The organism is Halobaculum rarum (genome assembly GCF_040025155.1).
In the GTDB taxonomy this organism is placed as follows: domain Archaea; phylum Halobacteriota; class Halobacteria; order Halobacteriales; family Haloferacaceae; genus Halobaculum; species Halobaculum rarum.
This window is the reverse complement of the sequence record NZ_CP157275.1, coordinates 2,765,007-2,788,895: the sequence shown is the minus strand read 5'-3', so window position 1 is coordinate 2,788,895 and position 23,889 is coordinate 2,765,007. Positions and strand designations below refer to the sequence as shown.

Annotated in this window: 25 protein-coding genes and 1 tRNA gene; 13 read left to right on the top strand and 13 right to left on the bottom strand. The window is 62.4% G+C overall.

Features of this window, described 5'->3' with window-relative positions; all coding sequences use genetic code 11:
- Window positions 1–31: 31 nt before the first annotated feature.
- The 3 genes from ABJD39_RS14170 to ABJD39_RS14160 are packed head-to-tail and all read right to left on the bottom strand — an operon-like array spanning window position 32 to window position 994.
- Entirely contained in the window at window positions 32–316 is a 285-nt protein-coding gene (locus ABJD39_RS14170; RefSeq protein ID WP_348610034.1) for a DUF7521 family protein, read from the bottom strand.
- A complete protein-coding gene (locus ABJD39_RS14165) occupies window positions 303–653 on the bottom strand; it encodes a hypothetical protein (RefSeq protein ID WP_348610031.1) in 351 nt (116 codons plus the stop codon). Before ABJD39_RS14165 ends, ABJD39_RS14170 begins: the two co-directional genes overlap by 14 nt.
- Window positions 650–994 (bottom strand): helix-turn-helix domain-containing protein, encoded by a 345-nt coding sequence (locus tag ABJD39_RS14160; RefSeq protein WP_348610028.1) that lies wholly within the window; start codon window positions 992–994, stop codon window positions 650–652. The genes ABJD39_RS14165 and ABJD39_RS14160 overlap by 4 nt, the downstream gene beginning before the upstream one ends.
- 166 nt (window positions 995–1,160) lie before the next feature.
- Between ABJD39_RS14160 and ABJD39_RS14155 the strand changes: the two genes are divergently transcribed.
- Window positions 1,161–1,928: a sensor domain-containing protein gene (locus ABJD39_RS14155; RefSeq protein WP_348610025.1), complete on the top strand. Its 768-nt coding sequence runs from the start codon at window positions 1,161–1,163 to the stop codon at window positions 1,926–1,928.
- Between the two features lie 10 nt (window positions 1,929–1,938).
- Here ABJD39_RS14155 and ABJD39_RS14150 read toward each other — a convergent pair whose 3' ends face one another.
- Complete coding sequence (locus ABJD39_RS14150) at window positions 1,939–2,313, bottom strand: 2Fe-2S iron-sulfur cluster-binding protein (protein WP_348610022.1); 375 nt, start codon at window positions 2,311–2,313, stop codon at window positions 1,939–1,941.
- Between the two features lie 132 nt (window positions 2,314–2,445).
- Here ABJD39_RS14150 and ABJD39_RS14145 point away from each other — a divergent pair, with 132 nt between their 5' ends.
- The 4 genes from ABJD39_RS14145 (at window position 2,446) to ABJD39_RS14130 (ending at window position 5,799) form a co-directional block, all read left to right on the top strand.
- Complete coding sequence (locus ABJD39_RS14145) at window positions 2,446–2,937, top strand: 6-pyruvoyl trahydropterin synthase family protein (RefSeq protein WP_348610020.1); 492 nt, start codon at window positions 2,446–2,448, stop codon at window positions 2,935–2,937.
- A 4-nt stretch (window positions 2,938–2,941) separates the two neighbouring features.
- Window positions 2,942–3,769, top strand: coding sequence for a 7-carboxy-7-deazaguanine synthase QueE (locus ABJD39_RS14140; protein ID WP_348610018.1), 828 nt, complete (start codon window positions 2,942–2,944; stop codon window positions 3,767–3,769).
- Between the two features lie 59 nt (window positions 3,770–3,828).
- Entirely contained in the window at window positions 3,829–4,611 is a 783-nt protein-coding gene (gene queC, locus ABJD39_RS14135; protein ID WP_431357886.1) for a 7-cyano-7-deazaguanine synthase QueC, read from the top strand.
- A gap of 264 nt (window positions 4,612–4,875) precedes the next feature.
- Complete coding sequence (locus ABJD39_RS14130) at window positions 4,876–5,799, top strand: DMT family transporter (protein ID WP_348610015.1); 924 nt, start codon at window positions 4,876–4,878, stop codon at window positions 5,797–5,799.
- A gap of 44 nt (window positions 5,800–5,843) precedes the next feature.
- Here ABJD39_RS14130 and ABJD39_RS14125 read toward each other — a convergent pair whose 3' ends face one another.
- Window positions 5,844–6,329, bottom strand: a complete 486-nt coding sequence (locus ABJD39_RS14125) for an SRPBCC family protein (RefSeq protein WP_348610012.1) — start codon at window positions 6,327–6,329, stop codon at window positions 5,844–5,846.
- A gap of 89 nt (window positions 6,330–6,418) precedes the next feature.
- On the opposite strand from ABJD39_RS14125, the gene ABJD39_RS14120 reads away from it, so the two are divergent.
- Window positions 6,419–7,843, top strand: coding sequence for a class II fumarate hydratase (locus tag ABJD39_RS14120; protein ID WP_348610009.1), 1,425 nt, complete (start codon window positions 6,419–6,421; stop codon window positions 7,841–7,843).
- A gap of 32 nt (window positions 7,844–7,875) precedes the next feature.
- On the opposite strand, the gene ABJD39_RS14115 is transcribed toward ABJD39_RS14120, so the two are convergent.
- Complete coding sequence (locus ABJD39_RS14115) at window positions 7,876–8,478, bottom strand: AsnC family transcriptional regulator (RefSeq protein ID WP_348610006.1); 603 nt, start codon at window positions 8,476–8,478, stop codon at window positions 7,876–7,878.
- 205 nt (window positions 8,479–8,683) lie between these two features.
- On the opposite strand from ABJD39_RS14115, the gene ABJD39_RS14110 reads away from it, so the two are divergent.
- From ABJD39_RS14110 to ABJD39_RS14100, 3 genes are all read left to right on the top strand, one after another.
- Window positions 8,684–8,851 (top strand): HVO_2901 family zinc finger protein, encoded by a 168-nt coding sequence (locus ABJD39_RS14110; RefSeq protein ID WP_348610003.1) that lies wholly within the window; start codon window positions 8,684–8,686, stop codon window positions 8,849–8,851.
- 110 nt (window positions 8,852–8,961) lie between these two features.
- Complete coding sequence (gene gatE / locus ABJD39_RS14105) at window positions 8,962–10,836, top strand: Glu-tRNA(Gln) amidotransferase subunit GatE (RefSeq protein ID WP_348610001.1); 1,875 nt, start codon at window positions 8,962–8,964, stop codon at window positions 10,834–10,836.
- Window positions 10,837–10,940: 104 nt separating this feature from the next.
- Window positions 10,941–11,537: a uracil-DNA glycosylase gene (locus tag ABJD39_RS14100; RefSeq protein ID WP_348613654.1), complete on the top strand. Its 597-nt coding sequence runs from the start codon at window positions 10,941–10,943 to the stop codon at window positions 11,535–11,537.
- 9 nt (window positions 11,538–11,546) lie between these two features.
- On the opposite strand, the gene ABJD39_RS14095 is transcribed toward ABJD39_RS14100, so the two are convergent.
- Entirely contained in the window at window positions 11,547–11,765 is a 219-nt protein-coding gene (locus ABJD39_RS14095; RefSeq protein ID WP_348609998.1) for a hypothetical protein, read from the bottom strand.
- A gap of 60 nt (window positions 11,766–11,825) precedes the next feature.
- On the opposite strand from ABJD39_RS14095, the gene ABJD39_RS14090 reads away from it, so the two are divergent.
- Together ABJD39_RS14090 and ABJD39_RS14085 are read left to right on the top strand one after the other, a co-directional pair.
- Window positions 11,826–12,572, top strand: coding sequence for a hypothetical protein (locus ABJD39_RS14090; protein ID WP_348609995.1), 747 nt, complete (start codon window positions 11,826–11,828; stop codon window positions 12,570–12,572).
- Window positions 12,573–13,054: 482 nt separating this feature from the next.
- Window positions 13,055–16,729 (top strand): Eco57I restriction-modification methylase domain-containing protein, encoded by a 3,675-nt coding sequence (locus ABJD39_RS14085; protein ID WP_348609992.1) that lies wholly within the window; start codon window positions 13,055–13,057, stop codon window positions 16,727–16,729.
- Window positions 16,730–16,732: 3 nt separating this feature from the next.
- Here ABJD39_RS14085 and ABJD39_RS14080 read toward each other — a convergent pair whose 3' ends face one another.
- Window positions 16,733–17,251: an SWIM zinc finger family protein gene (locus tag ABJD39_RS14080; RefSeq protein ID WP_348609989.1), complete on the bottom strand. Its 519-nt coding sequence runs from the start codon at window positions 17,249–17,251 to the stop codon at window positions 16,733–16,735.
- Between the two features lie 171 nt (window positions 17,252–17,422).
- On the opposite strand from ABJD39_RS14080, the gene ABJD39_RS14075 reads away from it, so the two are divergent.
- Complete coding sequence (locus tag ABJD39_RS14075) at window positions 17,423–17,629, top strand: hypothetical protein (protein WP_348609986.1); 207 nt, start codon at window positions 17,423–17,425, stop codon at window positions 17,627–17,629.
- A gap of 385 nt (window positions 17,630–18,014) precedes the next feature.
- On the opposite strand, the gene ABJD39_RS14070 is transcribed toward ABJD39_RS14075, so the two are convergent.
- The 3 genes from ABJD39_RS14070 to ABJD39_RS14060 form a co-directional block, all read right to left on the bottom strand.
- Complete coding sequence (locus ABJD39_RS14070; protein ID WP_348609984.1) at window positions 18,015–18,305, bottom strand: hypothetical protein; 291 nt, start codon at window positions 18,303–18,305, stop codon at window positions 18,015–18,017.
- Window positions 18,306–19,433: 1,128 nt separating this feature from the next.
- The gene (locus tag ABJD39_RS14065) at window positions 19,434–21,053 is read right to left on the bottom strand and encodes a hypothetical protein (RefSeq protein ID WP_348609981.1); all 1,620 of its coding nucleotides are present in this window, start codon (window positions 21,051–21,053) and stop codon (window positions 19,434–19,436) included.
- A 329-nt stretch (window positions 21,054–21,382) separates the two neighbouring features.
- Complete coding sequence (locus ABJD39_RS14060; protein ID WP_348609978.1) at window positions 21,383–22,486, bottom strand: tyrosine-type recombinase/integrase; 1,104 nt, start codon at window positions 22,484–22,486, stop codon at window positions 21,383–21,385.
- Between the two features lie 139 nt (window positions 22,487–22,625).
- Between ABJD39_RS14060 and ABJD39_RS14055 the strand changes: the two genes are divergently transcribed.
- Window positions 22,626–22,707 (top strand) — tRNA-Ser (locus ABJD39_RS14055).
- Between the two features lie 42 nt (window positions 22,708–22,749).
- On the opposite strand, the gene ABJD39_RS14050 is transcribed toward ABJD39_RS14055, so the two are convergent.
- Together ABJD39_RS14050 and ABJD39_RS14045 are read right to left on the bottom strand one after the other, a co-directional pair.
- Window positions 22,750–23,184: a DUF3054 domain-containing protein gene (locus tag ABJD39_RS14050; protein WP_348609975.1), complete on the bottom strand. Its 435-nt coding sequence runs from the start codon at window positions 23,182–23,184 to the stop codon at window positions 22,750–22,752.
- A 24-nt stretch (window positions 23,185–23,208) separates the two neighbouring features.
- A complete protein-coding gene (locus ABJD39_RS14045) occupies window positions 23,209–23,859 on the bottom strand; it encodes a class I SAM-dependent methyltransferase (RefSeq protein WP_348609972.1) in 651 nt (216 codons plus the stop codon).
- Between the last annotated feature and the right edge of the window lie 30 nt (window positions 23,860–23,889).

Genomic DNA, 23,889 nt, shown 5'->3' with positions numbered 1-23,889 from the left:
ACCGTCGAAGGGTACAAGTAGGGGTTCCCGGTCAGGTGCCGTCAAGCGAGTAGATCAGCGCGAGCAGGCCGGCGACGTTCGCACACAGCACCGCGAGGAGCGTCGTCGCGTCGTCGAATCCGACGAGGGGCGCGACGCCGTACGTGATGGGGAACGGCGCGACCGCGACGAGGGCGATACCGACGGCGAGGTAACGCATCATGGCGCTGTCGTGTCGGTGATACCCACGGTACGCCGTCAGGGTGACCGCGGTACCGGCGAGGGCCGTCGCCGCGGCTGTCAGGAACAGCAGGGTTCCCGCGTCAACGGCGGTCATAGATCACCCCCAGCACGATGAGGAGCCCGACAAGCTGGCTGGCTGTCACTGCGAGCGAGCGGACCGCCGGGTCGGTTCCGGGAACGTTCGACAGCAGCAGGCGCAGGAGGATCGGAACCGTCGTCACGAGCACCAGTCCGATGCCGAGCAGGAGCCGCCGTCGTCCGCCGCTGGCCCTGTAGCCGTCGTACAGGCGGCGGGCGAGGTACAGCGAGAGCACGACGGCCACGAACAGCATGGCGAACACCAGCAGGACGACCGTCGGCGACCCGCCGGTCGCCGTCTGGAGCGCCGGGAGCGCCGAGAGCGTAGCCAGGGCTGCGAGCGTACCCGTCATTTGAATCCCTCGTACAGTCGCGTGAACCGGTCCGCGGCGTCGGGCTCGGGTCGGTCGACCGTCACCTCGAAGCCGTCGTCGGACAGTTCGAGGTGGACAGCCCTGACACTGGCGCGATACGTCTTGTAGTGGTGGCCATCCGGATCGAGTTGCTGTTCGTCCTCCAGCAGGCCGGCGTCCTGGAGCCGCTGAACCCGGCGATAGACGGTCGAGGAGTCGGCGTCGCACGCCTCCGTGAGCGACTCGACGGACTTCGTATCTCCGTACGTTTCCCGGAGGATCGTCCGGGCGTAGTCGTCGCCGAGGAGGTCGACGATCCCGTCCCCGTCGTCCCCGGCCATGATCACTGTCGTGTCGAGCAGCCGGCAAAAGCGTCCCGAATCCACGATCGGTGTCGACACATCGTCTCCACATACCCGGACAACGTCCAAAACGACGAGCACACGGTTGCAGCGCCTCCAGATCGACCCGAACGTTTATGTTCTCAAATCGGACTGTTTCGCGTGTATGTCCCACCGAGCGAGCGTCGGCGCCCGGCGCGGGATCGCCTCGTTTCTCCTGTCGCCGTTTCGCCGACAGACGTATCGCAACCTGACGTATCTCGCGCTGGCGGTCCCGCTCGGGTTCGCGTACTTCCTCCTCGTCGCGGTCGGCGTCCCGCTGGGGATCGGGCTGGCGTTCGTGGTCGTCGGGATCCCGCTGCTCGCGCTCCTCGTCGCGTTCGCCCTCGGCCTGGCGGGGGTCGAGCGATGGCTCGCGACGGCGCTCCTCGACGTGGAGATAGACCGCTCCGGGCCCGAGCTCCCCGGAGACTCGCGCCGCGAGCGACTCGTGTCGCTTGCGACCGACCGCACCACGTGGACGGCGCTTGTGTACCTCCCGACCAAACTGATCCTCGGAGCGGCGGCGTTCACCCTGATCACGAGCACCCTGACGACCGGCGTCAGCCTTCTGCTCGTCCCGCTGTACTACGATCAGCCGGGGCTATACGTCGGCGTAGTCGCCGATCGGCCGGTGGAGTTCCATCCCGCGCTGTACGTCGGCTGGAACCGCCTGCTCGTCGGCTACGAGACGGTATTCTGGCTCGATGCCTGGCGTGTCACGACCCTCGTGGAGGCGGCAGCGGTCGCGTTCGTCGGCGTGTTCGTCCTCCTCGTCGGACTCCAACTGCTGAACTGGCTCGCGCGTCTGTCGGGATGGTACACCCGCCTCATGCTCGACGGAACGTACGACGTCGCGGGGGCGGTTCGGCGGACAGTCGGCAGTCGCACGTGACTTCGGACGACTACTCGCGGCCGCCCCACACCCGCTTCTCCGTCAGGAGTTCGACCGTCATCGGCTCCGAGACGACGATCTGACACGACAGCCGGGCGTACCCGAACCGCTCGGCGAGACGGTCGTGCCAGTGGGACGCCTCGGGGCCGTCGATGACGCGGACGCCGCAGGTGGCACAGAGGCCGCGCCCGCCACAGTTGATCCGTTCGGTCGCCGTCGCGTACGGAGAGAGATCCAGATCCGCGTCGTCTCTGTCGGCGGCAAGCAGCGCGTCCCGGAGCCTTGCGCCGTGCTCGACGTGCAGCGTCACCTCGTCGTCGCCGTGGCGAACCCGGACCGGAACACTGCTGGGGGAGTTGTCGGTCTCGTCGTCGTCCGACCTCACGAGCGTCCTTCGACCGTCGCGAACAAAAACTGTCGCCGACGCGTCGTGTCTACGGTGGCCCCGCAGTACCCCGACCGTCGATACCGCGTCCGTTCGGATAGCTATTTACGTACCACTTGATATTCTTGAGGTATGACTGGAAGCATATTTGAAGAAGATAGTGGGCGGACAGCCCCCGACGACCGCGCGGTCGTCGAGCGGCTCGCCGAGGCGGGCGAGCGGGAACTCGTCGTCGGCGGCGACAGGCCGGTCCGGTTCTCCGCGGGGCATCGCCTGCTCCGCCACGACGGAAAATGCAGCCGGCCGCACGGTCACAACTACGAAGTGACCGTCAGGATCGTCGGCGGCCTCGGTGCCGAAGGGTGGGTCGTCGACAAGGGCGAGGTGACCGACGCGGTCCGCGAGTTCGACCATCGGTTCCTCCTGGAGTCGGGCGACCCGCTCATCGAGGCGTTCGAGACCGCCGGCGACGACGACGCGCTGGTCGTCCTGGACGCGCCGCCGACGGCGGAGGTGCTGTCGGTCGTGCTGGAGGAACGGCTCCGCGAACGGCTCCCGGACCGCGTCTCGGAGGTGGCCGTCGAGGTGCGCGAGACCGCCGAGCTGTGCGCGGGCGGGGTCTGAAGCCGTGCCCGTCACCAGCGAGGTCCACGCCACGGACGCCGCGCCAGAGGGCTCGGTGCTCCCGGTTAACGAGCTGTTCGCGTCCCTGCAGGGCGAGGGCCGGCTCGTCGGCGTCCCGAGTACGTTCGTACGCACGAGCGGCTGCAACCTCCGGTGTTGGTTCTGCGACTCGTATCACACCTCCTGGGATCCGACGCACGCGTGGATGGCGGTCGACGAGATCGTCGAGGAGGTGCGCGCCCGCGACCCGGACCACGCCGTACTCACGGGCGGCGAACCGACGATCCACGAGGAGAGCTTCGAACTCCTCGATCGCCTCGCCGACGACCACCACCTCACCGTCGAGACGAACGGCACCGTCGTCCCGCCCGAGGGAACGCCGATCGACCTCGTCAGCATCAGCCCGAAGCTTGCCTCGTCGACGCCGACGCCGGAGCGCGTCCCCGAGGCAGCACTCGGTGCCGACGACCGCGACCGCGACGGTGGCGGTGACGGCCATGTCGACCTCGCGGACGACTGGGCCGACCGCCACGAGGCGAACCGGATCGATATCAACGCGCTCGCCACCCTCGTGGAGCGCTACGAGAGCCAATTGAAGTTCGTCGTCACCGGGCGCGACGACATGGCGGAGATCACGGAACTCGTCGACCGCGTTCGCGACGCCGCGAGCGTGGACGTGCCCAACGACGAGGTGCTGCTCATGCCCGAGGGGCGGACCCGCGAACAATTGGCCGGCACACGCGAGACGGTCGCGGAGTTGGCCGTCGAGTACGGCTTTCGATACACGCCGCGCATCCACGTCGACATCTGGAACGACGCCCCCGAGACGTGAACCCCATATCGGACACCGACCCCACGGATCCGACCGATTCCACAGACCCGACCGACACCATGCCCAGCGACTCCACCGACCCTACCGACACCGTGGTATCGACCGCCAACCAGTCCGACCGCCCCGGCGCCGTCGTCCTCGTCTCCGGCGGGATGGACTCCGCGACGACCGCCTACGAGGCCCGAGAGCGCGGCTACGACCTCCATTTCCTGCACACCTCCTACGGCCAGAACACCGAGACGAAGGAGCGAGAGTGTGCCGAGGCGCTGCGCGAGGAGTTGGACGTACCGGCCGACCGCTTCCTCCACATCGAGACCGACCATCTCGCGCGCATCGGCGTCTCCTCGCTTACCGACTCGTCGATGGCGGTCGACGACGCCGATCTCGACGCCGACGAGAACGAGATCCCCTCCTCGTACGTCCCGTTCCGCAACGCGAACCTCCTCTCGATGGCCGTCTCCTACGCCGAGGCGAACGACTGCGAGGCCGTCTTCGTCGGCGCCCACTCGGAGGACTACTCCGGCTATCCCGACTGCCGGCCGGAGTTCTTCGAGGCGTTCGACCGGATGGTCGACGTCGGCACGAAGCCGGAGACTGACATCGGGATCGTCGTCCCGTTCGTCGAGGACTCGAAGACCGACATCGCCGCCCGTGGCGCGGAATTGGGCGTTCCCTACGACCTGACGTGGAGCTGCTACCGTGAGGAGGCACCCGCCTGCGGCACCTGCGACGCCTGTGCGTTCCGCCTACAAGCGTTTCAGCGACTCGGGATCGAGGACCCGATAGCGTACGAGACTCGGCCCGACTACACCGGCGAGGCGGACACTCCCGCCGAGTCGTAACGCGACCGGCGGCTGAACGACGGGAGCGTCTGCCCTCGACGAACCTTTTTGAGGGATACCGGGGCCATCACCTCCGTGACCTGACCCCCGCCCGCGGGCGTGCAGCGATTGCGCGACGTGCCGCCCGTAGGTATCGCCGTCGAAATTCCACGTCGCCTGTTCGCCAGATCGGCGGTTCGCCGACTCGACTGCGAGCGATCGCGTTGTTTCGCCTGTCCGAGCCGGAACCGCAAGCGCTACCCACACACCCGCGTAGCACCGGGTGTGTCGACGCTCGCCGCCATCGATGCGTTGGAGGAGCGCGTTCCCCCGATCGTTGGTCTCGCTGTCGCCGTCGTCGCCGTCTCGACGAGTGCCATCCTCGTCGAGTGGAGCGGTGCCCCGAGCCTCGTGAAGGCGCTGTACCGCGTCGTGTTCACGATCGCGCTGCTGCTTCCGATCACGCTCGCTCGCCCGCGCGACCGGGCCGCCTTCGCGAAGATCGGGAGCCGAGACCTCCTGCTGGCGGTGTTCTCGGGCATCGCGCTCGCGGTCCACTTCGCCTCGTGGTTCGAGAGCCTCCGGTGGACGAGCGTCGCCGCGAGCGTGACGCTCGTGCAGGCCCAGCCGCTGTTCGTCGTCGCCGGCGCGTGGGCGCTACTCGACGAGCGGGTCGGCCCGAAGACGATCGCCGGCATCGCCGTCGCGCTCGCCGGGATGGCTGTGATGAGTGTCGGCGACGCACTGTTGGGGGCCGCGCCGGCGGTCTCAGGTCCCGACCCGCTCTACGGGAACGCGCTCGCGGTGCTGGGCGCGGCCACAGCCGCCGCGTACGTGCTTCTCGGGCGATCGCTTCGCCAGCGGTTGCCGCTGCTCCCGTACGTCGTCGTCGTGTACGCGACGTGCGCGCTCGCGCTGCTGGCTGCGACGCTCGCTCGCGGCCACCCGCTGCTGGGGTACGGCACCGACGAGTGGATACTCTTCCTCGCGATGGCCGCCGGGCCGGGCGTGTTCGGCCACACGGTGATCAACTGGGCGCTCGCACACGTCGAGTCCAGCGTCGTCTCGGTCTCGTTGCTCGGCGAACCCGTCGGCAGCACGATCCTCGCGATGGTGCTGCTCGCCGAGTTCCCCTCGCTCGTGACGCTTGTCGGCGGGAGCGTCGTGCTCGCCGGCGTGATCACGACGGCTCGCGCTCGGGGAGCGTAACAGCAATCCGGTTCGTGGTCGCGTTGATCCGCCCGGAGCGACCGCTACTCCAACAGCTCGCGCGTCTCCCGGTGTCGATACCGAAACATCGGTTCGAAGCCGATCCAACCGAGCGGCGAGGCCGTCCGTCCGAGCGAACCGCCCGGGAGCTCGTACCGGACCTCGTCGTCGACGACCGTCGAGTCCCCGTGCTCGTAGAATCGGTGGGTGTGACGCCACATCGGGAACGGACCCCCCTCCATGGTGTCGACGAACCGAGCGCGTCCGGCGTCGAGCTCCTCCTCCCGCTCCTCGATGCGCGAGTTCCATGACTGGCGGGGGCCGACGCCGAACGGCCGCGCGCTCATCTCGATATCGGTGCCGACGGTGAGCGTTTCGGGGTCCGACTCGCCGTCGGGGCCGACGACCCGCTCGACGCGGAGATTCATGAACCCGGGTGTCAGTGCCTCGAGACCGGCGATCTTGGAGTGGAACTCCCACACCTCGTCGAACGGCGCGGCCACACGAACGCGTCGTCGGTAGGTTGACATAGTCGATCCAGGAGCCGAAGGGTGAAACACGCATCGGCGCCGGCGGGGTATCGGTGGTTTTTACGACCGTTCCCCCCGAGGCGTCGCGTATGAGCGAGGACACCAACGAGGAGACGGAGTTCCGCGCCGAGTCCGACAGTCTCGGCGAGATGCAGGTTCCCGCGGACGCCTACTGGGGCGCACAGACCCAACGGGCGGTCGAGAACTTCCCCATCAGCGGCGTGACGTTCGGACGGCGGTTCGTCCGCGCGCTGGGCGTCGTGAAGAAGGCGGCCGCGCAGGCCAACCGCGACCTCGGTCACCTAGCGGAGGACACCGCGGCGGCGATCGTCGAAGCGGCCGACGAGGTCATCGCCGGCGAGCACGACGACCAGTTCCCGGTCGACGTGTTCCAGACGGGCTCGGGTACGTCCTCGAACATGAACGCCAACGAGATGATCGCTAACCGCGCGGCCGAGATCTCGGGCGCCGAGGTCGGCGACCGCGTCATCCACCCGAACGATCACGTCAATTTCGGGCAGTCGAGCAACGATGTGATCCCGACGGCGATGCATGTCGCCGCGCTGGAGGCCGTCGAGAAGGACCTCCTCCCCGCACTCGAGGAGCTTCACGCCGCCTTAGAGGAGAAGGAGGCCGAGTTCGACGGCGTCGTCAAGACCGGCCGAACGCACCTGCAGGACGCGACGCCCGTCCGCCTCGGCCAGGAGTTCGGCGGCTACCGCGCACAGGTCCAGAAAGGGATCAAGCGCGTCGGCGACACCCGGTACCACCTCCGCGAGCTGGCGCTCGGCGGCACCGCCGTCGGCACCGGCCTCAACACGGACCCGGAGTTCCCCGAACTCGCCGCGGAGTACATCTCCGAGGAGACGAACACGCAGTTCCGCGAGGCCGACAACCACTTCGAGGCGCAGGCCGCCCACGACGCGATGTCGGAGGCACACGGCGCCCTCCGAACCGTCGCCGGGAGCCTCAACAAGATCGCCAACGACCTTCGGCTGCTGGCTTCCGGCCCGCGCAACGGCCTCGGCGAGATCGAACAGCCCGAGAACCAGCCCGGCTCGTCGATCATGCCGGGCAAGATCAATCCCGTCGTCGCCGAGGCGGTGAACCAGGTCCACAAGCAGGTCGTCGGTAACGACGCCGCCGTCTCGGCGGGCGCCGCCGAGGGCCAGATCGACCTCAACCTCTACAAGCCGGTGCTGGCGCACAACTTCCTCCAGTCGGCCGAACTGCTCGCGAACGCCAGCGAGGTGTTCGGCGAGCGCTTCGTCGCGAAGTTGGAGGCCAACGAGGAGTTCGCCGCCGAGCGCGTCGAGCAGTCGATGGCGCTGGCGACGGCGCTCAACCCCGCGATCGGCTACGACAAGGCCAGCGAGGTCGCCAAGACCGCGCTCAAGGAGGACAAGACCGTCCGTGAGGTCGTCTTAGAGAAGGGGTACCTCACCGAGGAGCAGGCCGACGAGGTGCTCGATCCCGAGGCGATGACCCACCGCGGCATCCTCGGCGAGGAGTAACCGAACCGCGACCGAGCGTGGCTCTGTCGGAGTCAGTCGGATTCGGCCGCACCTTCTTCCATCCGCTCATATCGCTCGGTGAACGTCGACTCGCAGGTCGGGCAACAGAAGTGGTACAGCGTTCCGCCGACGCGGCTCGCGACGCCCTCGCTGGTGACGCTGTTGCCGCACTCGGCACACTCCAGCGCGAACTCCGTCGCGGTGACGCTGGGGCTCCAGTCGATAGCCGAGACGAGGTCGACCGTGTAGTCGTCGATCGCGTCGGCGCCGACGACCGTGGCGACCCACTCGTCGACGGCCTCGTCGGCGATCCGGGCGTACGCCACCACGTCGCTCCCGGCGGTGGTGAACACGTGTTCGACCGCCTCGCTCGCGCGAAGCGGCTCGCGGACCGCGCCGGCATCCCCCGGCGGAAGTTCGAACCGGAGCAGCACCGGGGTGCCCGCTCCGAGCGTGGATCGGTCCACGTCGATCGTGAACCGCCTGATGATGCCGGCCTCACGCAGCCGCGAGACGCGATCCGACACCGCCGGTCCCGAGAGGTCGACCGCCTCGCCGATGTCGCTGTAGGACCGGCGGCCATCGGCCGCGAGCATGCGGAGGATCTCCATGTCGGTCTCGTCGAGGTCACGCATCGACCGAAGCGACGTGGGGGGCGGTGAAAAACGACGCCCCTGACCGAACCCGGTGTCGTGACCTCGCTCGTCCGCGACGGGACGACCGCGACGAGCCGCCGGCGACCGCGACGCCGACTGTCGATTCGCCAGACGGCCGCCTCCAGCCGGTTACTCCCCGGAACAGACCGGCACGTTCAATTCCTCCCGCTCGAAGGTATCAGGTATGCCTCAGCTCACAGCGAGAGCGACCGGTCGGGATCTCCTGCGGTGTCGACGATGTGGGGCGGAGTTCCCGGAGGGACGTGCGACCGAAGACGGCTGGCACTACGCGTGTCCCGAGGAGGGCTGTGACGCGAGGGGGCTCGGGGAAGGCCTCAAACGCGTCGAGTAACCGAACCGACGAGACGCCGCCGCGACCGCCGCGGCCGACGGGTGTGCGGACGGCCGGATGGCCGCACCGACTCACACCCTTTTTCTCCCCGGCCGCCGCAGGTCCGCGCAATGACCGATCGCTCGTTCGACCCCGAGGAACTCGGCCTCGTCGCGGGGCTGGAGATCCACCAGCAGCTCGACACGGCGACGAAGCTCTTCTGTGACTCGCCGACGGCGCTCCGCGACCCGGAGGACGCAGCGCGCACGATCACGCGCTATCTCCATCCCACGAAGTCGGAACTGGGAGAGATCGACGACGCGGCCTTGGAGGAGTCGCAGGTGGATCGCACCTTCGAGTACCTCGCGTACGACAGCACCTGTCTCGTCGAGGAGGACGACGAGCCGCCCCACGAGTTGGACGAGGAAGCACTCGAGGTGGCGATGCAGATCGCCGACCTCCTCGACATGGACGTGGTCGACCAGGCGCACGTGATGCGCAAGATCGTCATCGACGGGTCGAACACCTCCGGCTTCCAGCGCTCCACCCTGCTCGCGCAGGAGGGCGAGATCCGGACGGACGACGGTCCCGTCGGCATCGAGGACCTCATGCTGGAGGAGGAGTCGGCAAAGCGCGTCGAGGAGACCGACGAGGGCGTGCGCTACTCGCTGGACCGACTCGGCATCCCGCTGGTCGAGATCGGCACGAAGCCGGACATCTCGACGCCCGAACAGGCTCGCGAGGCCGCCCAGCGCATCGGCATGCTGCTGCGTTCGACAGGAACGGTAAAGCGCGGCCTCGGCACCATCCGTCAGGACGTGAACGTCTCCATCGCGGAGGGCGCGCGCGTCGAGATCAAGGGCGTGCAGGCGCTCGACCAGATCGACGAGATCGTCGGAACGGAGGCCAGAAGACAGAAAGAACTGGTCGACATCGCCGCCGAACTCGACGAGCGCGACGCCGCCGTCGGCGACCCCGTCGACGTGACCGACACCTTCGCGGACACCGACTCGGGCGTCATCGCGGGCGCGCTCGACGCCGGCGGCGTCGTCCGCGCGGTCAGGCTCGCGGGCTTCGACGGTCTCGTGGGCCGCGAGATCGCGACCGACCGTCGCCTCGGAACCGAACTGTCCGACCACGCGAAGCGCCACGGCGCCGGCGGCATCTTCCACACGGACGAACTCCCGGCCTACGGCGTCACCGAGGCGGAAGTCGAGGCGCTTCGCGAGACCGTCGACGCCGGCGAGGGCGACGCGGTCGCGCTCGTCGCCGACGACACCGAGACCGCCGACCTCGCGATCGACGCGGCCGCCGAGCGCGCGGAGACGGCGATCGATGGCGTCCCCGAGGAGACGCGCGGCGCCAACGACGACGGGACGACCCGCTACATGCGGCCGCTGCCCGGCGCCGCGCGGCTGTACCCCGAGACGGACGTGCCGCCGGTCGAGCCGGATCCCAGTGAAGTCGAGACGCCCGAACTGCTCACCGAGAAGGTCGAGCGCTACCAGGAGGAACACGGCCTGGGTGCCGGACTCGCAGAGCAGGTCGCCTACGGCCACCGGATGCCGCTGTTCGAGGAGGTCGTCGCCGACGGCGTCGACCCCACCTTCGCGGCGACGACGCTGGAGTCGACGCTCACCGAACTCCGGCGCCACGACGTCGCCGTCGACGAACTGACCGACGACCATCTGCGCGAGGTGTTCGCGCTCGTCGAGGACGGCGACCTCGCGAAGGAGGGTGTCGGCGACGTGCTGACGGTGCTCGCCGAGCAGCCCGACCTCACCGCCGAGGAGGCAGTCGAGGAGGCCGGCCTCTCGGGCGTCGACGAGTCGGCGGTGCGCGAGGCGGTCGCCGAAGTCGTCGAACGCAACGCCGACCAGGTCGAGGCCGAGGGCATGGGCGCCTTCTCGGGCCTGATGGGCGAGGCGATGGGTGCGCTGCGCGGGAAGGCCGACGGCGAGGTCGTCAGCGACGTGCTGCGCGAGGAGATCCAGAAGCGCGCCTGAGCGATCCGGAGTACGGCAACCGGCGTCGACCCGCAGTATTATTCTCGACCGGACCGGACGGGGACACAGTGCCGCATCAGGAGGAACTGTCGAATCCCTACGGGATGGACACCGACTGCCAACACTGCCCGGTCCTGGTCGACTGTCGCGAGCGCGTCGTCCACGGCTACGGCGACGCCGAGGCGGAGGTACTGTTCCTCGGGGAGGCGCCCACCGCGGGCGCCGAGCGCACGGGCGTCCCGTTCACCGGCGACGAGGCGGGGCGACGGATCCAGCGCGTGCTCGGCGAACTGGGCCTCTCGCGCTCGCCGCCCGACGCCGACGAGCCCGACCTCCAGAACGTCTACACCACCTACCTCACGCGCTGTCGACACCCCGACCGAGGCCCGACGGACGAGGAGGTGCTGAACTGCGACGCCTTCCTCACCGCCGAGGTGCGGATGATCAATCCCGAGCTGATCGTCCCGGTCGGCCAGCGCGTGCTGGAGGCGCTCGCCATCGAGTACACCACCCGCGCGCCCGACTCCTTCGACGCCGACGCCGAGCATGCGACGACGGTCCGCGGCCGCGGGTTCGAGTTACTCCCGATGAAGGACCTCGCGACGCTCACCGACGCCGACGCGGATCGGTTCCTCGAGCACGTGCAGGAGAACGTCTTCTCGCGCGACTACCGGCAGACGAAGGGACGGCGGAGCCGCTGATCGGGCGATCTACCAGTACGGCGTCTCGCCGCCGACGAGCGCCTCCCGGCGCCCCCACACGACGGCGGCGACGACCCCGACGACGAGGAACGCGAGCGTCACGAGGAGACCGACGACCGGAACGCCCTCTGCGCCGACGCCGGCGACGACGAGGAGGCCGACGGCCGCGACCGCGACCAGCGCTGACCCGAGCGACCCGAGACGGACGAGCGTCGCTGTGACTCCCATGGTCGCTCCTGCGGCGGGCCGTTTGATAAACCCCTTTGCCGTGGCCGCCCACGGTGAGGTATGACCGTCGTCGCCGTCCTTGCGGACCCGCCACGCCCCGGACTCGCCCTGCCAGACCTCGTCGAGACGACGCCGCTGTCGGCCACGGACGCGGCCGATCTGTACGCCGCGGTCCTCAAGGACACGTTCCGCGCCGTCGAGCGCTCCGGCGGCGACCTGCTCGTCAACTACCGCCCCGACGACCTGCTCCCCGACGAGCACGTCGCCGACACCGCCAGCGAGGCCCAACTGCGCGCGCTCGCGGGCGAGGCGCTCGACGACGTGACCGACGCGCGATTCGAGCCGCAGGTCGGCTCGACGCTCTCGGCGCGCGCGGGCAACACGGCCACGCACCTGCTGCGCGAGGAAGGCGTCGACTCCGTCGCCGTGACGCGAGGGACCGCGCCGTTGCTCACCCGCACCGTGATCGACTCGGCGGCGATGAAGCTCCGGGGGAACCAGACCGTCCTCGGACCGTCGACCCGCGGCCGGACGTACTACGCGGGCTTCACCGCGCCCGTCGACTACGAGGCCGCCTTCGAAGTGGCGGAACTGGAGACGCTCGTCGACCGCGCGAACGACGCCGGCCACCGCGTCGAGTTCCTCCCCATGCACGTCGGCGTCGAGACAGCCGTGGACCTGCGCGACCTCCTACCGGTGCTGTGGGGTCGGATCGAAACCGAGCGTGTCGTCCCCGAGCACACCGCGACGTTCGTCCACGATCGCGGCCTGCGCGTACGCGACGGCGCGGTCGTGCTCGACGGGTGAGCAAGGGCCGATCCGGCGCTCGTCCGGGATCGCCGGTCCGAGATCGTCGCTCCGCCGTGGACCGTTAGCTCTTAGACGCCGACGGCGGAAGGTGTATTCGTGGTGGGGTGGCAGAGTGGCCTATTGCGTCTGCCTTGAAAGCAGATGGCGCACTTTGTAGGTTCGACCCCTGTATTCCCCCGATAGCGGGCTTCTACCTAAGCTTACGAAAACTACGTAGATAAAACCCAAGCTTCGATGGGCCAGTCCAAACACTTCCTTGCTTAATCTCGGGGAGAATAATATCTACTACACCAACCTGTAATTACCGGAGATACTCATCACATGATACAGGATACCCAAGAACAGCTCCGACACCGGGGATGACGCCCACAACATCGGTCTAAACGACCGTGCCACCGAAACCGACTGATAGAGGATGCGAAAACACTACCTTATCGGGTTGTCTCCGATTCGACCAGTTGCGATTCAGGGACTTATCTATGACTGGAACACACGGGGACGACTTCATCGACGAAATTATCGGGGAGTACGCTTCCCTCTACGACGAAATTGAGGACGGGGAACGACGCGAGCTTGACCTACGTTCTCGACTCATCCGACGACTGTTCTGTAACGTTCTCGGATGGGAGCATAGCGAGTACGCTCAGGAAGACGAGTGGAACGACGTTCGGTTCTACGACGAGGACAGAACGCCGGTAATCATCATAGAGGGCAAACGCCAGGGGGTTGATATTAGCGAAGGTGTTCCCCAAGTCTTTCGCTACGCCTCAGAGACCCCTTATGCCGACCTCCTTATCTCTACCAACATCGACTCGTTCCGTCTCTACCGCCGATGCGAGCCGACCGATCCCGACGCAATCACCCACCACGGTGTAAGTGCCCGGCTTGTTACCGAGATTGATTTTAAATCCATTAGCGGGCCCAACAGCCGAGTGGCAAGCCACGAAGACCTCTCCCACGGACAGCAACAGTCGTTACAGAAGCTGGCCGCCCTCCGCCGTGAGGAAGTCCTAAACGCCGACCGCTACGAGGACTTCTCCTTCGAGAACCCTGCCGACATTAGCGAAGACGAAGGATTCCGCGAACTTATCCGCGTACTCGGCATTTCTCTTGATGAGTATTTCGTCCCCTACGCATCCGAAACGTTTGACCAGTATTGGGGCCACTACGAGGAGTACGAAAGTCAGCGCGACGAACTCACGAATCAGATCGAGCGACTGGAGGAAAGCGATCACGACGAAGCTGAAGTCGCGGAACTCCGAACGCAGTTGAGCAAGCTAAACGACGAGTACGAGGAATACGCGCAGTTCTACAACGACTTCGAGACGTGGGTTCGCCTCAGCGGTCGGCAGGATGAGGATTTCGAGGACAACAAGCTCGTGTTCTGCCGCGAGAGTGTGTACGTCCAATTAAACAAACTCCTCCTCATCCGGATTGCTGAGGACAAAGGACTCACTAATCGGATGGTCAGCAACGGCGGCGTTGAGGACTACTTCGAGTTTTGGGATGACTACACAAAGTATGTCGAACGGAACTACGTTGACCTGTTCGAGCTGGCCTCCGAGGAACTGAGCGAGATCTACGAACACCTGTTCGCCCGTCGTATCTTCGATTGGGAGATTCGAGACGACAGCGACCTCGATGAAGTGATTCAGCGAACGCTATGGCATCTGAACCACTTCGACTTCAGCGAAGTCAACCGGGACATACTCGGTCACCTCTACGAGGAACACCTATCTCCCGAAGAACGGAAGAAGCTCGGAGAGTTCTACACGCCGACCGCGATCATCGACCTGATTCTTGACAGCGTCGATTACACACCGGACGAACCACTCGAACGGGAGGACTACGACCTGTTAGACCCCGCGTGCGGAAGTGGTGGATTCCTTGTACGGGCCGCTCGTCGTCTCCTTGAGCGACTTGATCGGAAAGACGTACCGGCAGGAGAGACGATTGAAATTGTCCGTCAACGGCTCCACGGCTTCGACATTAACCCATTCGCCTGCCATATTGCGGAAATCAATCTCCTGTTCCAAGTCATCGACAAGTACCAGACGGCGAAAGAGGAGAATCCGGACTTCACCCTCAATGGGTTCAATATCTACCAGACGGACTCACTCCGCTCGGACAATCAATCATCTCTGACGGCGCTTCACAGTAGTGAGGTACAACGGCGATACCGCGAGGAACGTCGGGAGGCAAACCGGCTCAAGACACGGAGCGATTACCGATTCGTTATCGGGAATCCACCCTACGTTCGGATTCAGAATATCCCGAAGGGCCCAGCCCGTACTGAGTACGATGACTACGACGAATCCATCTGGAACTACGACCTCAGCATCCTGTTCTTCCGGAAGGCTGGAGACTGGCTTCGAGAAGGTGGGCAGGTGGGATTCATCACCTCGAACAAGTTCATCCCGAACCGATACGGGAGGAATATCCGACCGTATCTCGCTCAAAACTTCCGTTTCAAATATTTGATTGATTTCGGGGACTACGAAGTCTTCGAGACGCCGCAGGCCTACCCGATCATCTTCAGCGGGGAGCGAACCAATAAGGGAGAACGTTCACGCTCACCGGAGGAGTTCCAGCCAGATGACTACGTCTTCACGTTCGCAGAAGCTACTGACACTCTCCCCGAAATATCGCAAACAGCGATTAAGGCAGAAGTCGAGAACGGCGAAGATTCCTCGGATGGCAAAATGGAGGATTCGACTCTCACAACTCCGGGCCGGGAGATCGGGGAAGACCCTCCAGAAGGGCGTATTGCAGATCTCATCTCTGCGTGTCTTCCGACTGCTTCTGACGAGGAACCGCCTTCGTGGGAGGAGATAAAAACCCGACTCGAAGAACTCGTCCCCAACGGTGTCTTTGAGCAGGCTCCGCTTCGTGCTTTCTCCGTACCTTCTTCGATGGTTGCCGGGGAGGATTGGCGATTTGTACCCGCTGATGAGGAAGAAGCACTCCACCAAATCGAGACAAACGGTACACCGATTCAGGAATATGCTAACGGTGAAAAGCTGGCTAAGAATGGTGTTCAGACCGGCCGAAACCCAATTTTCCTGATTGACAGCGATACTATCGAGGAGTACGAGATCGAGGACGAGCTGGTTAAACCGTTAGTCGCGGGGGAGAATATTTTCCGGTGGCACTCTGAAGTACCGGAGAATCCCAAACTACTCTACACCACTCCAAACACCGACTTAGACGAGTATCCCGGTGCGAAAGAATATCTTCTTGACCACAAAGAGGATACGGATGATCAAAAAGGGTTGGCCTCTCGGTACTGCGTGACAGATGGAATCCGAGAATGGTACGAACTGGCGGAATACAGGCCAGATACCTTTGGACAGCCTCTAATCTTCACCCCCGATATGAGCTATTACAGCAACTTCTGGTACGACGAGTCGGGGGAAGTGTATGGCCTCAACAGCGTGTATGTGCTGTATCTAATCGAGGAGATGGAACCCTACTACCAGTTGGGGATTCTCAACAGCAACGTCGCGCAGTTCTTCATCCGGCGTGTCGCTTCGAGCTACGGGAGCGACTACCTTCGGTATCAATGGGACTATATGAAGAAGGTTCCACTCCCCGACCCGTCTGACGCACCCTCCGAATTAGTTGAGGAGGTCAAATACGCCGCCGAGGAACTTTCCGACCTCCGTCAAGAATACGTCGAAGCGAAACAGCTTCGAGAGAACTCTGCGGAGCTACTGGACGAGTTCGAAACGAAGTCTCTGTCATACGCTGGCTATATCGACCGGCTTGGCTTTCAGGAGTTGGAAGGAGAGCTACACCCCAGCCTCGATGCGGAGACTATCCGGTTCGGAGTGACAGGGGCGAGCATCGAGTTCAACGACGAACGAGCCGCCGAAATCGTACACGGGTTGTTACAGGCTCTCGAAATCACTACCGGAGACGAACTCCGCGCTCTCGAACTGCCCGCTCTCAAAGAAGACCTCGTGGCGTTGTACGAGCGTTACGAGGACGCACGCAATACCGTAGAGGAAGCCCCGGAGAAGGCGAAAGATCTCGAACAGGGATATAACGAAGTCGTGTACGACCTCTACGATTTGGATGAGGACACGAAAGAACTCATCCGCGACCGTGTTTCCCGACCCGAAAATCCGCTCGAACCGAGAGAAATCGGGTAGTTCCTATCTATCTGGAAGTTCCCGCTTCCCGTCTCTCACGCACGGCCAACATGGGAAGTTGTGGTGGAGATCGTCGCAGTCGCACTCGTCAGGTTCCGATTCATAGAGGGAGGGAGACTCGTCGGTAATTGTCCCACCGTCAGCCCGGAGTTGTTCCTTCAACGTTTGTGAGGTGGTTTCCCCGGCATCAACCGTAGGGGTTGGGTAGTCAAGAGCGGCTTGCAAAACAACTGAGGTGCCTATAGCGGCCACGGCGACCTTGTGTTTGCAGTCAGGTTCGCGGTGAATATCCGCGGGGCAACTACACTCCGCAGGCACAGCACGCCCCTCACGCTCCTCTACGCCGACCGTGTAGGTGTGATCGTCTTTCTCGAATCCGTATGATGCGTTCGTTACCTCGATCTGGTGCGGGCCGACAATGGTGAACTCGAACGCTTCCCACGTGACACGCTTGACTGTTCGCGCACCGAAGTCCAATTCATTGACGACGCTCTTATCAACCGCAGAGTTGTGTTCTGTCATGCTTCTGTTTCCCAGAAGCGCGGTCGTGTGTGCCAGCACACGGCCATTTCTGCGATGGCGATACCGCGCTTCGTACTAACGAGTACACGCAGCACCTACTTAGTAGTTCCCATATATGGGAATGTTCCTACATAGGGGAACTGATTAGTGTTCTGCGTGTGTGCGTCCAGTATGGCACGCCGCGCTTTGCTGACCGACCGGGAGCGAGAACTCATTGAGGGTGGAGAGGACGTTGATGAAGACCTCCGCTACCAAGCCATCTCCCGAGTCCGGCGGAAGATCAACGACGAACTCACGACCGACGTGGAGGTACTACGAGAGAACCATTCCGAACTCTGCGAAGAACTACGAGGGGTAGTGTGTGAATCCGCGGAGTGATCCACCCGAGTAACGCTGCATTGAGGAAAGGGAGGAACAGCGACTCAATGCAGTAACCCACCCAGTTGGAACATCACCGGGTGTACGCGAGCGTGTATTATGTGACTCTGCCTGCGAAATTTCTGATTGAGAGTCAGGATTTTGAACAAATTTGAGGGGGTTGAAATACGAAACCCAAGGGAACGGTTTGTCCATTTCGTTGGACGTTTACTCTGTATGGGCGAGTCTCTGACGATCTGCTATAAAAACAAACCCATAGTAGCGGAGAAATCTGCAAGTCTACTCAGAATACTTGGATTTACCAATCCTCCGTTCCAAAAAATAAAATCGAATAAGAAATATAAAGAGATTATTCCTCCAATCGCTTCAACAATTCCTCCCATGCTCAGATCCCGAGATCGAAGCCGCTGTTCTGGTGCTGATCGTCTTCCTCCTCATAGAACCGACCTCCACAGTTGGTGCAGATGATCACCGTAGTTCCATCTCCCATCTGGCCGCCAATTCCTCCGAGTGAGGCACCTGCCGATTTTTGTACAACTTGAGACTCTTTATATTCAGGGTCACAGTCGCACAATTCGCTATCGTCTTCTATCAGTTCATACTCTGATTCGTCTTCTCCAAACGGATCTTCTTCATCGATGGGGTTGTTTTCCCAAGGTCCATCGTTATTGAACATTTCAACTGAAGGTACTATATCTGCGTATAAATATCTTATCCGGGTCAGACACCTACTTCTGGAATTTAGGTGCTGAGCGTTCGGAAAGTCAATTGATAGTAGTTACCTCTCTGAAGTTGGCCGGTTCGAAGAAATCGCAGTACTTCCAAGGCGATTCACCACATTGAGGCCAGTCATCATCGCCTGATTTGGTATGAAACAGCCGATCAGTAGGTGTACGAACTCAATTGTAGACTAATGTCAGAACACAAAGAAGCTATTCGCTGTTAGAAAGCTCTGGGAGCGATGGCCTCAGGCACCCCCAAGACCCCAACCAATTTCGGAGGCCGCCGAGTATGCTATTGGTTGTCATAGCTTATATATCTATGTACGTAGCGGGTAGTGGTTCGTCTGTACGTAGCGATTCATGGACCACCCGTATCCACCACGTTGATCACTCCATTGAGCGGCGTTCATCAGTCGGTGAACTCCCCCTATTACTCCATTATACAATCAAGTAAAACAGAGTGTATGGAGACTCGTCACTCCAGATTCGTAGAGGGTACTCATGCAAGATAAGCCGACTTAGTTCTTTTATATACTATTGCCGTCTTCTTCCAACTTACCCCTCCGCAGTACGGCGGTCTTGCAACATAACTTATGGAGGTTGTGTGTGTGTGTTGTAGTAGTAATAGTAGTAGTATGAATGAGTGTAGAGGAGAGGATGCAACGAACAGTAGACCCGGGGAACACCCGCTCTATGAAGAGGTACTTTCGAAGTAATCACGATTGCAGTTGAGTGGACAATTCTGTCTCAATTTTCCCTGAGATCCACCCGTTTCTGCATCGTCACAGTCCACAAGAGAAGAGTATCTTCTGATGGCTTTCTACCCGTCCAGATTGGCTACCTGCCTCGTCCTCGACTCTCCATGAGGTAGTGGTCACACCTGATCTCGGTTGCATGAGCGGCGTTCTACTCGATCATACGGTGTCCGACAATCCGAAGAGTTGATCGAGGAAGTCATATCAGGACACCAACACCTCCAGAGTTTAAGTACTACTCGGAACATCTATCTATGTGCCCCGACGCAGTACAGCGGTTTCGCAACATAACTTAGTGAGTTGTTGTGTGTGTAGTGGAAGGAAAGGTCAGGTAGGCTTGTCCGGTACGTCAATGTCGTTGTACTCCGTGTAGTCCGGGTTCTCAACTACTCCTCGAAGCAACTTCCACGTAAGATCCGAGTCGAAGTCGGAACCGTACTGTTCCTTGAACCAGTTCCACGTTGGTTCCCATCCTTGGCGGAGGTGACGACAAGCTACGCGGACTCGTTGCGGATGTGTGATCGATTCGATACCATCGAGTTCGGCCTTTCGTTGGAGGTCTTCAGCCGGATTCCCCGAGTTCTTTCGCGCCGGAAAGATCCCTTTGGGTTCGCCGGAAGATGTTCCTCCACTCGATGTAGTTGTCCCCTTTGAGCCAGACGCACCAACTTCGTATCCTTGATCGGACAGATACCTACGAGCGGCGTTACGACCACCACCCTCACGAATGAGGTGATAGCCTGCTTGTAGTGCCTCGATCTTCGTGACTGAGTGGATGATGGAACTACGACTCTGGCCACCGTGGATCACGACGTAGTCGCCAGGGCGATACTCGCCGTTGACCCATTTCTCGTAGTCCTTACCTTTACCTTCTGAGAGTTGGAGCGCCCCATGTTCCGTCTCTTTCGTGAAGTTCGGGTCGCAACCGATGGCCCCAATGAACCACACAGGAACCATCGGCGCACCATTTCGTTTATCCTCCCGTGCGAACGCTCCCCGTTTCACCTCAAAAACCGCAAGGCTTCGAGGATTGCCTACCGCTTTGGCGTAGGGAGAGAACTCTTGGCTCCAGTACATCGACCATTCTGGCACATCGTAAGCGTTCTCTGGGTATTCCTTTCGCTCTATGAGTGGTGTCTCAATGTCGTCCTCAGGAGTGTCCAGATCAAGTGCGAACCCCTCTCCGTCCATTTGTGGGGAGAACGTTGTTTCGAGCATATCGAGGTACGACTCAGGGCGACTGTGATTTTCACCAGCAGTTCGGATGATCCGGTCGTTCTCCCACGATGGGTCAATGCGCACCTTTTGGAACGCACCTGCACTCTTTCGATGAGTCGCCCCCGGGAGTCGGAATTGCTGTTTCGCTTTGTAGATCCCTGTATCGAGTTCTGCGTCCCTCTCCTCACAGAACTGTTCGGCTCTCCTCCGAACTTCCGTCAATTGCGTGTGCGTGAGGAACTTCGGGACGTGAACGTGAATTGATCGACTACCCGAGTACCAGAACGTACACTCAGCGGGAGAATCATTCAGTTCGCTCTCAACGAACCCACGAATCCATTCGGTCATCGTGGTGAAAGAGACGCCGTCATCGCGAGCGTCACTTTCCGCATATACAGGGTAACGGACGCGGTCAGCGTCCTCACACTCGCCTTGAATTTCCTTGACGATGTTCTTGCTCCCTTTTATCGCGTAGGGGTTGTCTGCGAACTTCTCCAAGCGGGCGAGTTGGTCATCCGTGACGAAGTAGATCGCGCTCGATGTGATGGCCTCCTCAGGAACAGGCTCATACAGCGACCGGAGTTTCAGTTCTTGCGTCTGGCCCCCGCCGTCTCGTGGAAACCCATACCGGACAAGTGGTGTCGTATCCGGGTGGGCCGTTTCGAACCAGTCGATAACAGTCGTCTTGCCACTATTCGTTGTTGTGGACGTAGATACGTCGATAGTCATTTACTTAGGCTGGTGTAGAAGCCTCTCAGCGGTTCGATCTACCCTCCCTCAATGCGCTGATCCGCCGAGTGTTACAACATAGTCTCGACTGCCGAAAGGGGAGTCCCGCGAGAATCTGCCTCTACTCTTATAACAACGTCCGCAGGCATAGTACTACCGAAATCCGCAGCGGTGTCGAATTTCTACAAAGAACGAAAGGTAGTCTTGGGTGGTCGAACCCCCGGAGTTGTGGCCCGAGAAGTGTTTAAAGAAACGCGCTAATCCATTCCGAACTCCTCGCGGCGAAGTGCGCGATTCTCACCTTCAGTTCGAGCGCTGTAGTGTCTGACTCAGCCCATCCGGTCAAGCGCATCCCGACGGTCTTCTATCGACACGTTGTCGTACTTCATGGTGGTTTCGACCGACTTGTGCCGGAGCTGTGATTGCGCTGCCGCGAGGTCTTCCTCCCGGGCCATGTACGTCCCCGTGGAGTGTCGGATTGCATACCACGAAAGACCCCGCTCAATGCCTGCGATCTCACAAAGCTGATCGAGGAGATACTTCAGAGACGATGAACTGTATGGATTATCGTGGCGAGTCAGCCACAGCGAATCTGTATCGTCGTACTTCTCGTACATCGGTCGTTCTTCCATCCATCGAGCGAGATATTCTGCTGTCTCCCGTCGAAGGCTGACTGACCAGTTGTCCTCGTTCTTCGAAGACTCGTCGGCAGGGATTCGAAGTGCAGCGTTGTCTAAGTCCACCCAATACGTCTTAGCGCGCCCAACCTCAATGGGTCGAAGCCCGGCATCGAGGCTCGCGTGGACGATGCTTGGGTACTTGAATCCATTTGCACGCTCGAACTCGGTAGGTCCAACATCCCGCATGGCTTTCCCGAAGCGCCGGCCGAGGTACTTCTTCCACTTCTCTCGTCCTTCAGGATCAAGCGCGTGATATGAGGGAACTGTTCCGAACTCAAGAGAGGCTTCCCGGATCGCCTTCCGCTCGTCCTGATGGAGGAGATCCTTCGGTTGCTTGGCTCCGGAGTCGGAAGAGATCGTGATCTCACACTCCCATTCGTCGGCGTCGTCTCGAAAACGGAAGTACGACTTGAGTCCGAGCTTTATGTTGTGGAGATAGCTGTCGGAGTATTCGTTGTCTGCCAGTACCATGTTACGCAGGTAGGTATCGGCCTCTTGGTGAGTGAGGTCGAGAGTGTATTCTCCTCCTTGCTCCCAAGCCCATCGGTGGAACTTGTCCAGTACACTCGCGTAGACCTTTGAGGTGTCGTGAGCGTAGCCTTCCAGCTTGTCAGGGGCGTTCCCCATGCGGCAGAGCCACTTGATGTATTGTGATCGATGAGCCTTGTATGCGATGACCTGCCGGTTGTTGAGTGTATCGTGGGACTCGGCGCTCATGGTAACGATACCTTCAACTTTGTCGGGGTCACTCATCCGCACACACCCCGTGATGATGGGCTTCGACTGTTCCGGGCTGACTGAAGTTAGCTTGGATTGGGTCGGCGTTCATCGTTTGTTTCGGATTTCAAAGCCCGAAATCGCGTGACTGCGGCGGGGCCAAGATTTCAATCTTGGTGGGGTGGCAGAGTGGCCTATTGCGTCTGCCTTGAAAGCAGATGGCGCAAGCCTCCTGGGTTCGAATCCCAGCCCCACCGACTTCTCGAAGGATCAGTGACGCGTGAGCGACTCGCCCGCGCTCAGATGAACTGCCCGGCCACGTACCGCCACACGCCCAGCGACACCGAGCCGACGACGAACATCACGATCGCGAAGGTGATCGCGACGCCGCCCTCGACGACCGGCGTCGCGCGGATGATCAGCCCGACGGCCGCGGCGGGGATCCACGACCGGATCGCGAGCGGCACCGACGCCTTCGCCGACTCGGCGGCGCCCGCGGAGTACGCCCCGATCAGCGGCGCCGCGACGATCCAGCCGACGAGGAACGGTGCCGCCACGGTCAGGAGTGTGAGCGCGTCGCCCGCGCCCGTCGGGGGGAACGGGACGGTCCCGTGCTGGACCGTGCCGACGTAGATGAACGCGACGATAACGAGCAGGTCGCCGACCGCGAGCGGGAGCGCGGCCCGGTCGACCCGGTTTGCGAGGAACGAGTCCGTGCCCGAATCCGTTGCCATACGCGCCCGTTAGCCCCGCCCGGCTTAACGCCCGCGTTCCTCGGTCGACGCCGTCCCCTCGGACGCGTCGCCGTTCGCCGGGCCCCTCTCCGGTCGGGTCGGCTTCACCCCGACGACGGTGTAGCCGAAGCCGGGGTCGACGACGTGCCCGCGCAGCCCCGCGTCGCCGAGCAGGCCGACGAGCCGTTCCGCGCCGAAGAACTGCGAGTCCATCCCCGCGACCGACTCCAGCGTCGCCAACGCTCGCCCGCGGCGGGTGGTTGGGTCGAACTCGCGGATCACGAGCACGCCGCCGGGGGCAAGCGCTCGGGCGACCTCCCCGATCGCGGCTTCCGGCTCCGGGAAGTGATGAAGCGCGTCCGTGACGACGACGGCGTCGAGGGATCCGTCGCGAACCGGTAGCGTCGCGGCGTCGGCGCGAACGCCCGGGAGGCCCGCCTCGCCGGCGCGTCGGAGCATCCCCGCCGAGTAGTCGAACACGACGGGGTCGAGGCCGGCCTCTTGGAGGGTCCGGCTGGCGCGTCCCGTCCCGCCGCCCAGGTCGACGACGCGCTCGACCGGACGATGTGCGAACGCCAGCCCCGCGCGCAGGTCCTCGGCGCTCGCCGGCGGCATGAACGCGTCGTACAGGGGGGCGATGCGGTCGAAGAATCCCACGTCGCCGTGACCGAACATGTCGTTCCGGACGCGCCCTTCCGACAAAGC